The organism is Aquabacterium sp. UBA2148 (assembly GCF_002328915.1).
In the GTDB taxonomy this organism is placed as follows: Bacteria; Pseudomonadota; Gammaproteobacteria; order Burkholderiales; family Burkholderiaceae_C; genus Aquabacterium; species Aquabacterium parvum.
Map to the genome: position 1 here is coordinate 1 of NZ_DCXA01000194.1, position 12,844 is coordinate 12,844.

11 protein-coding genes and 2 pseudogenes are annotated in these 12,844 nt (G+C 61.3%); 6 read left to right on the top strand and 7 right to left on the bottom strand.

Going from position 1 to position 12,844, the window contains the following annotated elements; translation table 11 throughout:
* The 7 genes and pseudogenes from B2W70_RS10785 to rffA all read right to left on the bottom strand — a co-directional run.
* A pseudogene (locus B2W70_RS10785) lies at positions 1-370 on the bottom strand (transposase); the annotation flags it as partial.
* 129 nt (positions 371-499) lie between these two features.
* Positions 500-1,999: a glycosyltransferase family 4 protein gene (locus B2W70_RS10790; protein ID WP_286745624.1), complete on the bottom strand. Its 1,500-nt coding sequence runs from the start codon at positions 1,997-1,999 to the stop codon at positions 500-502.
* Between the two features lie 116 nt (positions 2,000-2,115).
* Positions 2,116-2,988 (bottom strand): class I SAM-dependent methyltransferase, encoded by an 873-nt coding sequence (locus tag B2W70_RS10795; protein WP_286745625.1) that lies wholly within the window; start codon positions 2,986-2,988, stop codon positions 2,116-2,118.
* Positions 2,985-3,401 carry a GtrA family protein gene (locus tag B2W70_RS10800; RefSeq protein ID WP_286745627.1) on the bottom strand — a complete coding sequence of 139 codons (417 nt, stop codon included), beginning with the start codon at positions 3,399-3,401 and terminating at the stop codon, positions 2,985-2,987. The genes B2W70_RS10795 and B2W70_RS10800 overlap by 4 nt, the downstream gene beginning before the upstream one ends.
* Positions 3,398-4,372: a glycosyltransferase family 2 protein gene (locus B2W70_RS10805; RefSeq protein ID WP_286745628.1), complete on the bottom strand. Its 975-nt coding sequence runs from the start codon at positions 4,370-4,372 to the stop codon at positions 3,398-3,400. The genes B2W70_RS10800 and B2W70_RS10805 overlap by 4 nt, the downstream gene beginning before the upstream one ends.
* Positions 4,369-6,351, bottom strand: coding sequence for a hypothetical protein (locus B2W70_RS10810; RefSeq protein ID WP_286745630.1), 1,983 nt, complete (start codon positions 6,349-6,351; stop codon positions 4,369-4,371). Before B2W70_RS10810 ends, B2W70_RS10805 begins: the two co-directional genes overlap by 4 nt.
* 44 nt (positions 6,352-6,395) lie before the next feature.
* Complete coding sequence (gene rffA, locus B2W70_RS10815; RefSeq protein WP_286745631.1) at positions 6,396-7,553, bottom strand: dTDP-4-amino-4,6-dideoxygalactose transaminase; 1,158 nt, start codon at positions 7,551-7,553, stop codon at positions 6,396-6,398.
* 234 nt (positions 7,554-7,787) lie between these two features.
* Here rffA and B2W70_RS10820 point away from each other — a divergent pair, with 234 nt between their 5' ends.
* The 6 genes and pseudogenes from B2W70_RS10820 to B2W70_RS10845 form a co-directional block, all read left to right on the top strand.
* On the top strand, positions 7,788-8,084 hold the full coding sequence (locus B2W70_RS10820) for a hypothetical protein (protein WP_286745633.1): 297 nt from the start codon (positions 7,788-7,790) through the stop codon (positions 8,082-8,084).
* Positions 8,081-8,758, top strand: a complete 678-nt coding sequence (locus B2W70_RS10825) for an SDR family NAD(P)-dependent oxidoreductase (RefSeq protein WP_286745635.1) — start codon at positions 8,081-8,083, stop codon at positions 8,756-8,758. The genes B2W70_RS10820 and B2W70_RS10825 overlap by 4 nt, the downstream gene beginning before the upstream one ends.
* Positions 8,758-10,053, top strand: coding sequence for an ANL family adenylate-forming protein (locus tag B2W70_RS10830; protein ID WP_286745637.1), 1,296 nt, complete (start codon positions 8,758-8,760; stop codon positions 10,051-10,053). The genes B2W70_RS10825 and B2W70_RS10830 overlap by 1 nt, the downstream gene beginning before the upstream one ends.
* The gene (locus B2W70_RS10835) at positions 10,050-10,730 is read left to right on the top strand and encodes a GNAT family N-acetyltransferase (protein WP_286745639.1); all 681 of its coding nucleotides are present in this window, start codon (positions 10,050-10,052) and stop codon (positions 10,728-10,730) included. Before B2W70_RS10830 ends, B2W70_RS10835 begins: the two co-directional genes overlap by 4 nt.
* A gap of 61 nt (positions 10,731-10,791) precedes the next feature.
* Positions 10,792-12,198 carry a glycosyltransferase family 4 protein gene (locus B2W70_RS10840; protein WP_286745641.1) on the top strand — a complete coding sequence of 469 codons (1,407 nt, stop codon included), beginning with the start codon at positions 10,792-10,794 and terminating at the stop codon, positions 12,196-12,198.
* Positions 12,199-12,310: 112 nt separating this feature from the next.
* A pseudogene (locus B2W70_RS10845) lies at positions 12,311-12,844 on the top strand (type IV-A pilus assembly ATPase PilB); the annotation flags it as partial.

Sequence of the window (12,844 nt, forward strand, 5' to 3'; positions counted from 1 at the left end):
CGGTAGCAAGCCTGGCTGATCCGGAAGGCCAGGCATGCCGCGCGTATCGACATGCCTCGTTCCTGCACAGCCCTTTGAGCCATCTCGCGGCGGCGAGATGGCTTCACCACTTTTTTGCGAGTGCCTCCGAGACCACTTCGGCCTTGAGCTTTTCTTCGACGTACATCTTGCGTAGCCGGCGGTTCTCTTCCTCCAGCTCCTTCATGCGCGCCATCAGCGAGGCATCCATGCCGCCGAACTTCGAGCGCCACTTGTAGAACGTGGCCGTGCTGACGCCCATCTCGCGGCACAGCTCTGGCACGGCAAGGCCGGCCTCTACGCGCTTGAGCGCCTCGATGATCTGGCTGTCGGTGAATCGGGACTTCTTCATGGTAGAAATTTTCCTTCGAAAACCTCTACTTCTCACTGCGCTGGTTTTGCGGGGGGATTACCCTCGCAGGATGGGAGCCATCTTCCCAGGAATCAATGGAGCGAAGAAACCGGGCAGGTCACTCTCACTTCATCCAATCAAATTGATTCGATCATCCATGCGCTCATCCGCATCGATGACTTCCGAAAGCCTGCAAGCAACGTCTCGCCATGTGCGCAGCGACACCGAACTGGCGCTGCGCCAGACCCCGTCCGAGGAGGAAAGCTTTTTGCCCCGGGCCATGAAACGCATCACGCCCTGCGCAATGCTTTCCGCATCGAGTCCATCGAGCAAAAACGACAAGTCGGGACAGACTTCAGGCAGCGAGGAGCAATTGGAGATGATGCTGGGCTTGCCAAACCAAGCGGCTTCTCCAACAGGCAAACCCCAGCCCTCCGCATAACTTGGCAAAATGACAGCCTCACAGTTGGCATACAGCCTCGCAAGCAACTCATCCGAAGGTGCACGCTCGTACACGATCGAACGCCCCAATTCGCCGCTGACGCACAATGCATCAAAGAAATCAGCACTGTCCCAGCCAGGTTTGCCTGCGATGACCAGAGCAGGCATCATCGCATCGCTCGATTCATCCTTCAGGCGCAACCACGCCTGCAACAAATTCTCAATGTTCTTGCGGCGATCCAGCGTACCCACAAATAGAAAATATGGCTTACTCACCCCCGGAGGCGGATCCAAGACCTCCCCTCGGCTGAAACCTGAGAATTCGTGCGCCAGCTTCAAAACCTCCACGGACCGACGAAAGCCCTTTGAGGACAGGTAGGCAGCAAGATCCCTTGCCGTGTAATCCGAAACGGCCAGATAGTGCGACGCGAACATCAAGGACGCATCCAAAAAACCAGAAAAATCCGCGGTAACCGCCCCCCCACAAAAATGAGGCTGCCTGATTGGGATCAGGTCGTGCACGAGTTGATATACACGGCAGCCTTCCATTTTAGCAAGAGAAGCAAACCGATGCACGCCCGCATATTTCCAATTTGTACCCAAGAAAACAAGCGCGCACCCACCCAAACCGGTCGAGACAAATTCACTGGAGATCCGCAGACCACGACTCGATCGCCCTGCAGTCAAAATGCCTTTCTGGCTTAACTTCAATGGAGAGAAAAAAGCCATCGCGTAGACTTTGAGCTGCTCACCCCAGACTCGAAAGCGACCGGGCTTACCCTCAAGCAAGCCAACAATCTGCTTTTTCTTGGGAAACCTGCGCCAACTGATCAAGCCAAGCTTGGCAAGAAGCAGGACCGCATCGAATTCGACTCCGCCCAAAAGCCCCCGCGCCGGCAAAACCGTCATCCTCCCATCAAGGGGATCTTCATAAGCAATGAACGTGCTCTCGCCTCGCAACTCGGCGAATGCGTTCACCATTCGAATCTGCACGCGCTGAATACCGGTCACCCGATTTTCGCGCATGGCAAAGTGAACGACATCCGTTATATCAAAGTAAACACCCCCCACTACGGGTCGATGCTCTGGCTTCGCAGGGATACCTTTGACCCAGCACCAAAATTTCGCACTCCATTTTTTTTTCATTTTTAAGCAAGAAAATAGTTTCTTCACTATCACGATGCGCACGCGCCTGGCACAATCGAATTAAATAGCTGTCGCGCGATAAAACTACGCCCTGACCTCATTCGGCATGCAAAACCCTGAAGCACCCAGAACGAGGGGCAGGCGGCTGGGAACTGCAGCTAAATTTTGCGCGCGAACACCAGCAAAGACCCTCCAACCGGCATGTTAACGCCCCACTGGATCAATTGACGCTCAACCGACATCACGTAGCCCAGGCTGGTGTTGAGCCAACAGGCAAGTCTCAACTCCCGCATGGGATCGAGAGTCGTCGTTGTTTGCGTTTGAACACGCCTAGACAGCCACATAGCAGGCAGCAGCAACGACACGAACGAAGTGGCTCCCAGGATTTCAAATCCTGCATTTTGCATTTTTACAAGCAGGGATTCTCTTGAATAGCGGCGTACGTGGCACGCATGGTCGTCCTGCTTGCTCCACATCCATTGATGCTGAGGCACCGTTAGGAGCAAGCCGCCGCCGGGACGTAGGGAGCGGTGGATTTCCCTGAGCGCCCCCTCGTCATCGTCGATGTGTTCCAGCACGTCGCACGCAGCGATCAATGACCATTCGGCGTCGAATGGCATCTTGCGTGCATCCATCTGGAACAGGCTTGTGCCGCGAGGTAGTCGCTTTTCAGCGAAGCTCAGTCCCTCGCTGTACACCTCGCTGCCGGCATAGCGTCTGCCCGGGAACGATTGGGCGATGCCTGAGAGTACGAACCCAGTGCCGCACCCGATCTCAAGGCAACTATCAAAATCTACAAAGTGCTTCTCAATGGCCCACAGGATGAGGCGATTGCGAGCGGTGAACCAAAAATTTTGTTGCTCCAGCGAGGCCAGTGTCGCGAAGTATTCAGGCCTGAAACCGCTGCATTGCTTTGCCAGATCGGGCGCGAACGATGGCTTACCTTGCAGTGTGACTGGTGCGTTGTTGCAGTGGGGGCATTCCCAGCTCTCTGCATCGTGATTGGCCTGGCAGTAGAGGCAGCGTTTCATGGCTTTTCGGTTGGGTTGCTGTGAGCTGTCACTTGATTTGGAAAGACCCATGTTCGCATCAGCACGAACAGGGCAATCGCCACGACTGCGATGCAGAAGGCTTGCGCCATCTGGTGCGAGACCTCGAGTCGCTCGGTCATGAGGGTCAGCAGTCCCCAGTTCAGGGCGTAGCCGATTGCATAGGCGCCTAAGTAGCGCACAAGCATTTGGCGATCAGGTGTCGCCTGAAAGGTCCAGGCACGGTTGAAGAAGAACGTGGCCAGTGTCCCGCAGGCGTACAGGATGGTCATGGCCATGGTGGGGGGCAACCCCAGATGCGTGGCCAGCAGGTATCCCAGGTACATGCCGCCATTCGCGCTCAGGCCTACGATGCCATATCGCAGCAAGGAAATCGCCACGGACTTGTTGATCATTCTGTTTCGCCTGATGTCCAGTCGGTTGAGGCGCTGACAAGGTAAGCAGGGCGAGACATGGTTCGGAAGTGAATGCGGGCAAGGTATTCGCCAAAGATGCCCAGCGTGAACAGCTGAACGCCGGCAAAGATGGAGATGATCGATGCCAGGAAGGTGAACCCTGGCACAGCTTTGCCGCTGAACGTGTAGTTGACAATCACGTATCCGAGGGCAGCCATGCCCAGGATTCCAAACATGAAACCCAGCCAGCTGGCAATCTGCAAGGGGACGGACGAAAAGCCCGTCATCATGTTGGTGGCGTGCGTCAGGAGTTTGCGTGCGGTGTAGCCAGAAACTCCATCGGTTCGCTCATCTTGTCTCACCGGTATGTGGCTGAATCGAGTGGTGCCCCAGGTCAGCAGGACATCGATGCTCACTTCCGGGCCGTTGCAGGTTTCGAACGCTTCCCTTAAGCGCGTCCTGAACACCCTGAACGCGCTGATTTTCGACGCGTTCTCTGCTCCCATCGCACTCTGGAGGGCAATCTTGGTGATGGTCGAGGCCATGTCTCTTAACGCGCCATGTTGCTGGCGGACGGGGGTTCCGTAAACCACGTCATGCCCTTCTGACAGCTTACTGAGCAGCACGGGGATCTCTTCCGGCGGGTTCTGGAGATCGTCATCAAGGGTGATGATGATCTGTCCATGAGCAGCACGGATGCCGCACAGCAGAGCGTTGTGCTGGCCAAAATTCTTGCCCAGCTTGAAACCGCGAACTCGCTGGTCCTTTTGAGCCAACTGTTGGATCACGTCCCATGAATCGTCGCCTCCGCAGTCCTCCACGAGGAGGATTTCGTAAGGTTTGTTCAACCCGTCCAGCACAGCGGTCAAACGCTGGTGCAGGCGCGCAAGCATGTTGGCGGACCGGTACACGGGGATCACCGCGGTCAGAAAGGGGTCGGGGCGTGTGGACGAAGGGGTGGGGTGATTCATTCGGTCACCTGTGTTTTTGATTGCCGGCTGATGCGCTCTAGGGTGAAACTGTTGAGCGTGCCTTGCGCTGTGCCGGTTTGTTCGACGAGGAAGTTCACGCCACCGCTTGCGCGAGGCATTTCAAATTCGATTGAGATCGAGCGTAGTGGCTTTACTTGCTCACTCGCGAGCACGGGGTGGAGCTGAGCAAAAACTTTTTTGCCATTGGAGGACTGCACGCGGAAGTTCAACTGCGCCCAGTCCTTGGCAGAGAAAACGCCTATCCAGGTCAGCTTGTAATGGCCTTTTTCAAGGTTGACATAGGGGCCGAATACCACTTCCCCCGGGTGCCCTTGAAACTCGAATGTGCGACCAACAGAAGTCTTGAGCACTCTCGAGAACATCTGTGGGTTGGCGGCCGGTGCTTGCCAGGGCAAGGCCAGATCCGGGCCATCTGGTACGGGATAGGCAAGCCAGTCGAGCGGAGTGTCTGATGTGCGATACACGAGTACCTCATAGCCGTTGATCGAAAACTGCTCGATGGGGTGGTTGGGCAGGGTGTTCCTGACAGCCTGACGAGCCGCAGCGTCGTGCTGTGGCTTGAGGACGAAGAACAGGCGATCGGGCATGGCGCTGGGGTCGTAGCACCAAGTAGGAACGTTCCACTTGAAGGGGAGCAATTGATCACGATAGGTCGTTTGGCAGAACTGAACGCGCCCCTCCGAAAGCACGTTCATGACATTGGCGTCCCACTCAACAAAGCCGAGTGTCAAGCCTCTTTCTTCGATGGCCGCGACGACCGGGTGCAAGACATGTGGCAGCCTCACGGGGCCAGACTCACGGACTTTGGCCACGAGTTGTGGCAAGGTCGCCACCCCATTGAGGATCACAGCACCCCACAGCGTCAGCAGGATCAGCGCTGTTCGGTTTTTCCGATGCCCCAGTTCATCGAAGGCCGAAGCGCACAGGATTGCTCCGAGCAGAATTGCCGCTGGAAGGAAGTACCTCACAGAGTATCGATCCAGGAACAACCCGCTCAGCAGTCCACCCGCGAGCACGAAAGCGGATTGCCACATAGCCAGCCTACCAACATGGCGACCTGCCTGCGGGATTGCTGAGCGGTTGCGCCACAGTACCCACCCGGAAATGCTCAGGCCCAACGACAGCAGGATGCCCAAGGCCGACATGGCAAAACCAGAGAACACGAACGCCGGGTACTGGAGGACGGTCCTCAATTGCAGGAACATGCGCTTGCCGTCCAGGCTGATGTGCCTGAAGCCGCTGGGCAGCGAGAAGTGAATGCCTTGTTGGATCCAGAACCGGTAGATGGCGTAGCCGACGATGAGGGCCACGACCATCACAGCCAAGGTTGCCAGTCGACGAGTTGGCGACGAGCGCACCGCCAGTCCGTCCAGCACCATCATCGGGACGACGAGATAGGCTGCGGTTCTCGAAGGATTACAAACGGTTGCCGCAACAATGATGGCTGCCAGGATCAGCACTTTCCACGCGTCTTGATGAAGTGCGGAGGAAGAAATTTTGTTGGCCTGGTGCAGGCGTGCATGCAGGGTGAACGCCGTGAAGTACAGCACCATCAAAAACGGGTAGCCCGCTTGTTGATAGATGAACTCGGCGTGGAAATCGGTCACGCATGCCAATGCAGCACAGGCTGCTGTGATGGCTCCGCGCTTGCTGAAGCCCATGCCGATGAGGCAAAGAAGCAGGCAGAGCCAAAGCGACGTGAATGTGAGAACGGCGGTCCAAGTCAGGTTTGCCAGGCTGACGCCCAATGACGGCATCAATGCCATGGACAGAAGGTGGGGCCCAATGGCAAAGATGTCCCCGTTCGGATACAGCCACTGTGTCGATATCCATGCGTGACTGTCCAAAAGGAGCTGGGCCAGCAGCACTTGTACTGCCGCGTCAGATGAGAAAGCGCCAGGCAGGAAACGTGTGTAGAGCCAGATCGCGAGCCCTGCGAAGCTGAACGTGATGCCCATCAACGCAACACTCTGGGGCCAATTTGTGTTGAGGGCTCCGCGACTCATCGGATCACACATTGAGGCAGCAGGTGTTTCAAATGCTCTACGAGGCGCATTTGCTCGCTCACCTCCAGCCCCACCCAAAGGGGAAGCCTGACCAGCCTCGCAGAAAGATCATCGGTGACGCCCATTTCAGAGCCAGTCCGTCCATAACGCAGGCCGGCTGGAGCCGAGTGAAGTGGAACGTAGTGGAAGACCAGGTTGAAGCCAGAGGCATTCATGCCAGCAATGAGCGCTTGTCGATCCACGTGTTCCGCCAGAAGGACCTGATACATGTGAGCGTTGTGCGCGCACTCTTGCGGGACGATGGGACGGCGCAGCCAACCTTCGTTCTCGATGGAAGCGATTGCCTGGTGATAGACGTCCCAGCTTGCCAGGCGGACCTCCGTGATGGCCTTGCCGTCTTCCAGTTGCGCCCAAAGGAAGGCGGCAATGAGTTCGCCCGGCAGAAAGGATGAACCGATGTCCTGCCATGTGTACTTGTCGACTTCACCTCTGAAGAACTGACCGCGATTGGTGCCTTTCTCTCGGATGATTTCGGCGCGAAGGGCATGGCGCTCATCATTGACCAGCAACGCCCCACCTTCGCCCGAAATGACGTTCTTGGTTTCGTGAAAACTGTAGGCACCCAGGTCGCCAATGCTACCCAGTGCGCGCCCTTTGTAGGAAGACATCACGCCTTGCGCTGCATCCTCGATAACTGCCAGGTTGTGGCGTTTGGCGATGCCCATGATCGCGTCCATTTCGCAAGAGACGCCTGCATAGTGGACTGGCACGATCGCCCGTGTGCGTGGCGTGATGGCTTGCTCGATCAGCGTCTCATCGATGTTGAGGGTGTCAGGCCGGATGTCGATAAAAACAGGCACCGCGCCTCGGAGCACAAATGCATTTGCGGTTGAGACAAACGTGTACGACGGCATGATGATCTCATCACCAGGCTGAATGTCCAGCAAGAGAGCCGCCATTTCAAGTGCGGCGGTGCATGAATGCGTCAGCAGCGCTTTGTGTGCTCCAGACTGCTCTTCCAGCCACTGATGGCATCGCTTGGTGAACGGACCGTCACCGGCCAATTTCCCGTTGGCGTGACTCGACGCTATGAAGTGAAGCTCCTTTCCCGTCATGTACGGTCGATTGAAGGGGATCTTGCGTGCTTCGGTCACGATGACTTCCTATCAGAGGTTAATGCGACAACTGCATCCCGCCGCGGAGGTCTGGGGGCGCAGATGGTCTCTGTCTGCAAATCGAGAATTATGACTTTGATACGATGGCAGCCCACAACAGAACCTACTGAAGCCGAAGGCCCGCCTACAACTCGGATAGAAAACACGGACTGACTGAAACTCAATCGCCGACTCGATCCCGCAAAGGTCGCAAAACTATCCAAAGAACTTGCCATGACACACCAAAAGCCGACAAGCCCCTTGCGCGACACCGTCTTCGCCGCCATCGCAAAACTGGCACAAGAGGCCGGCACGCCCGTCACCGACACCACCCCCCTCATCGGCGACGGCAGCGTGCTCGACTCCATGCGCCTGGTCGAGCTGTGCCTGAGCCTGGAAGACCTGGCCGGCGAGCACGGCTTCGAGTTCGACTGGACCTCCGAAGCCGCCATGTCCCGCTCGCGCAGCATCTTCCGCACCGCAGGCGCGCTGGCCGACGAGTTCATCCGCCAGAGCCAGGGGGCCGCATGATCGTCGTCACCGGCGCCAGCCGCGGCCTGGGTCGCGCCATCGCCGAGCGGCTCATTGCCAAGGGTCTGCCCGTTTTCGGCCTGGCCCGCCACACCGACGACCTGCCCTTCCCAGCCTTCGCCTGCGACGTTGCCGATGCCGAGCAGGTCAAGGCTGCCGCCCGCGCCGTCAAGGCCCACACCCCGGTCATCACCGGCCTGGTCAATGCCGCCGGCATCGCCTCGATGAACCTGGCGCTGACCACCCCGCCGTCCGTGGTCCAACGCATCGTGGCAACCAACCTGATGGGCACCATCCACACCTGCCAGAGCTTTGGCAGCATGCTGGCGCGCAACAAGGCCGGCGCCATCATCAACTTCTCGACCATCGCCGTGCCCCTGGGGCTCAAGGGCGAGTCGGTCTACGTGGCTTCCAAGGCCGGTGTCGAAGGCTTCAGCCGCAGCTTCGCCCGCGAGATGGGCGACTTCGGCGTGCGCGTGAACTGCATCGCGCCCGGCCCCATCCAGACCGACCTGCTCAAGAACCTGCCGCAGGCCAACATCGACCGCATCATCGAGCAGCAGATCCTGCGCAAGCCTTTCGAGGCCTCGGCGGTTTGCGACGTGGTCGAGCTGCTGCTGGACGAACGCTCGGCCTCGCTGAGCGGGCAGGTCTTTCACATCGGAGGCGCTTGATGAGCCTGGTCGAAACCCTGCAACGCACCTGGGGCCACACCGACGACCCCTTCCTGGTGTCCGAAACCAGCGCCTTGCGCTTCGCCGACCTGGCGGCGCAGGACACGTCCGACCTCGCCAGCGTCCGCTCGGGTGACGTGGTGGCCCTGATCGGCGACTTCGAGCCCCGCTCCATCTCGCGCCTGCTGACGCTGTTCGATCGCGGCTGCATCGTCGTGCCGCTGACCGAGGACACGGCCCACGACCACGCCTACTTCTTCGACGCCGCCCTGGTGGACGTGGTCGTTCAAGGCGACGGCGTGAGCCGCCGCGCCCACGGTCAAACACACCCCTTCATCGAGCAGCTGCGCGCCGCCGGCCACCCGGGCCTGGTGCTGTTCTCCAGTGGCACGACCGGCCGGCCCAAGGCCATCCTGCACGACTTCACCCACTTCCTCAAACGCTTCAACGAGCCCCGCCCCACGCTCAAGACGCTGAACTTCCTGCTCTTCGACCACATCGGTGGGCTCAACACCCTGCTGCACACCCTGTTCAACCGGGGCACCGTGGTGGCCGCCACCGACCGCAGCATCGAGTCGGTGCTGCGCGCCTGCCGCGCCTTCGACGTCGAGCTGCTGCCCACCACCCCCACCTTCCTGCGCATGATGCTCATGAGTGGCGCGGTGCCGGGCGACGTGCCGCCCAGCCTGAAGGTCATCACCTACGGCACCGAGAAGATGGACCAGCCCACGCTGGACGCCCTGTGCCGCCTGCTGCCCCAGGTCGACTTCCGCCAGACCTTCGGCATGAGCGAGCTGGGCATCTTGCGCGTGAAGTCCCGCGCCCGCGACAGCCTGTTCATGAAGGTCGGCGGCGAAGGCGTCGAGACGCGCGTTGACGACCAGGTGCTCAAGATCCGCTCGCAGACCCGCATGCTGGGCTACCTCAACGCCGACTCGCCCTTCGATGACGAGGGCTGGTACAACACCAAGGACGTGGTCGAGCAGGACGAGGGCTGGTTCCGCGTCAACGGGCGCGTTTCCGACGTCATCAATGTGGGCGGGCTCAAGTTCATGGCCGCCGACGTCGAACGCGTCGCGCTGGAGCACCCCGACGTCAGCCTGGCCAAGGCCGTGCCTCGCAGCAACCCCATCACCGGCCAGCACGTCGAGATGACGGTGCAAACCAAGGAGGGCGCCACGCTGGAGCGCGACGCCCTCATGCAGCACCTCACCGAACGGCTGCCCCGCCACATGGTGCCGCGCCGCATCACGCTGGGCTCGGTCGCGGTGGGGCACCGCTTCAAGAAGGCATGAAGCCCGACGCCGCCACCCGCCTCGCGCGCATCCAGGCGCTCAAGGGCGACACCCTCGAGCAAGCCCGCGCCCTGCGCATCCCCATCGAAGTCGATGGCGCCGTCATCGGCTCCCTGGTGCCGATCGGCCCCTGGATCCTGAACGACGCCCACCACATCGGCCTGATCTGCCAGTGGCGCCAGGCGGCCATGAAGATGTTCATGGCGCAGTTCGACTCCACGCCCGAGCGCACCCTGCGCTACCTTGAGCAGCGCTCGGTGGGCGAGCCGGACCGCATCCTGTTTTTCATCCACGACGCCGACGGCCGCTGCGTGGGCCACGGCGGCTTCTCCGGCATCGGCGAGGACACCGCCGAGCTCGACAACCTCATGCGCGGTGTGGGTGGCGGGCACCCCACCCTGATCCAGCACGCCGAGCGCACCCTGCTGACCTGGCTGTTCGCGCAGATGGGCTCGGCCGAAATCACCGCTCGCGTGCTGTCCTACAACTGGCTGGTCATCGAATTGCACGAGCGACTGGGTTTCAGGCGGCGCGCCAGCCTGCCGCTCAAAAAGACCGCCTTCGACGACGGCCTGACGCTGCTGGAGCCCTGCGAGCCCGAGCTGGCCAATGTGCGGCACACCTGCATCGAGCTGGCCCTGAGCCCGGTCGACTTCGCCGCAGCCACTACACTTTGAGCCTTCGAAAGACAGGCCAAGGCACCGTCAGGCCCCAGGCCGACCAGCAAAGGTGCCTTCCTTGACCACGATCTTTGTCGACCTCACCGACGTGATGCTGTTCCTGCGGCGGGGCGGCACGCTGACCGGCATCCAGCGGGTGGAAATCAACGCCCTGTGGGAAATCATGCGCTTGCCCCGGCGCCTGCCTTTCAAGGGCCTGGTCGTGGAGCAAAGCGGCAGCTGCCACGCCTTCGACCTGGGTTTCCTGGCCGAGCAGCCGCAGTTCGACCCCGAAGATTTCCACCGCCGAGGCTGCCAGGACATCAGCGACCGCTGGCCCAACGAGGTCCGGCTCAAGCAGCGCCTGGCTGCCCACCCGGGCCCGGGCACCTGGCGGCGCATCCAGCGCCAACTGATCAAGGCCGCCACCTTGCTGCAGGCCCGGCTGAACCCGGCCCCCCTGATCGATCAAGGCCTGCTGCGCGCCCCCGCCAGCCACCCCAGCCAGCAAGGTGTGCAACGCGACATCGCGCTGCAAGCCTCGGACGTCTACGTCTGCCTGGGCACCGCCTGGAACCGCGAGTGGTCCACCGACATCGCCGAGCGCCATGCGGCAAGCGGCGGCAAGGTCGTGCAGATGATCCACGACCTGGTGCCCGTGCTGCGCACCGACCTGCACGAGGGCAGCGTCAACAGCGCCTTCGGCCGCTGGCTCGAGAAGATGGCGCGCTGCACCACGCAGTTCGTGTGCGTGTCGCAAAACACCGCCCGCGACCTGGCTGGCTACCTGCAAGAGCGCGGGCGCCAGACGCCCATCGGGGTCACCGCCCTGGCTCACGAGTTCAAAGGACAGCCCCGAGGCGCCCGCCCGCCGTTGCCGGCCAACGCCCGCCCCGCCCTGCGCCAGCTCGACGGCCAGCCCTTCGTGATCTGCGTGGGCTCGGTCGAAGGGCGCAAAAACGGCGCCAGGCTGATCGACGCCTGGGTGGCCGCCCTGGACCAGACCGGTCGCCGTGACGTCACCCTGGTGTTCTCCGGGCGCCCGGGCTGGCTGGCGGAGGCTTTCTCGGCCGCGCTGGCCCGAGCCACCGAGCGAGGCGTGCGCATCCTGGTGATCGAAGGCTGCAGCGACGACGACCTGGCCTGGCTCTACAGCCACGCCCTGTTCAGCGCCTACCCCAGCCTGTACGAAGGCTGGGGCCTGCCCGTGGGCGAGAGCCTGTGGTTCGGCACGCCTTGCCTGGCCTCGAACGCGACCTCTATCCCCGAAGTGGGCAGGGACCTCGCGCGCTACTACGCGCCACTGGACCTGGCCGCCATGACCGCCTCGCTGGTCTGGGCCCTGACCCAGACCGCCGAGCTCGAGGCCAACCGCCAGGCCATCGGCCAAGCGCCCCTGAGGGCCTGGCGCGACCACGGCCGCGACCTGCTCCAAGCCTGCGAAGACCACGCCCTGGGCGCCGCGCCAGCATCGCAAGCCGCCTGATTGAGCAGCCTTCCACGGTTTCCACCCGCTTTCACCTGCCGGTATCCGTGGCAACATCGGGATCGCAGCAAACCCCGGGCGCCCTGCGTCCGTCACCCAAGCATTCCCCGCCATGGCAGCAGAGTCCACCCTGGCCGACTCGCCCGGCACCCTCTCCGGTGTCGCGCGCGTGCTGGTCAACGCCGGCAAGCTCGACGCGAAGTCCGCTGAAACCCTGACGCGCACCGCCCGCGAGCAAAAGCGCAGCTTCGTCAGCGCCCTGGTGGCCACCGGTCGCATCCAGCCCGCCGACCTGGCCCACACGCTGTCGCAGGCCCTGGCCGTGCCCCTGCTCGACCTCAACGCGGTCGACACGCAGCGCCTGCCCAAGGGCGTGATCGACAACAAACTGTCCTCGCAGTACCAGGTGATGGTGCTGTCCAAGCGCGGCAACCGCCTGTTCGTGGCCGGTGCCGACCCGACCGACCAGGAGGCCATCGAGCGCATCAAGTTCGCCACCCAGCTCACGCCCGAGTGGGTCATCGTCGAACACGACAAGCTCAGCAAGCTGCTCGAAGGCCTGACCGCCAGCGCCGAAGACCAGCTCAACGCCATCGCCTCGTCCGACTTCGAGTTCGACGTCACCGAAGACACCGGCACCTCGAGC

Coding starts and splice junctions, on each gene's coding strand:
- B2W70_RS10800 (WP_286745627.1), bottom strand. CDS start 3,401: ATGATCAACAAGTCCGTGGCGATTTCCTTGCTGCGATATGGCATCGTA.
- B2W70_RS10795 (WP_286745625.1), bottom strand. CDS start 2,988: ATGAAACGCTGCCTCTACTGCCAGGCCAATCACGATGCAGAGAGCTGG.
- B2W70_RS10805 (WP_286745628.1), bottom strand. CDS start 4,372: ATGAATCACCCCACCCCTTCGTCCACACGCCCCGACCCCTTTCTGACC.
- B2W70_RS10820 (WP_286745633.1), top strand. CDS start 7,788: ATGACACACCAAAAGCCGACAAGCCCCTTGCGCGACACCGTCTTCGCC.
- B2W70_RS10810 (WP_286745630.1), bottom strand. CDS start 6,351: ATGGGCATCACGTTCAGCTTCGCAGGGCTCGCGATCTGGCTCTACACA.
- B2W70_RS10835 (WP_286745639.1), top strand. CDS start 10,050: ATGAAGCCCGACGCCGCCACCCGCCTCGCGCGCATCCAGGCGCTCAAG.
- B2W70_RS10830 (WP_286745637.1), top strand. CDS start 8,758: ATGAGCCTGGTCGAAACCCTGCAACGCACCTGGGGCCACACCGACGAC.
- B2W70_RS10825 (WP_286745635.1), top strand. CDS start 8,081: ATGATCGTCGTCACCGGCGCCAGCCGCGGCCTGGGTCGCGCCATCGCC.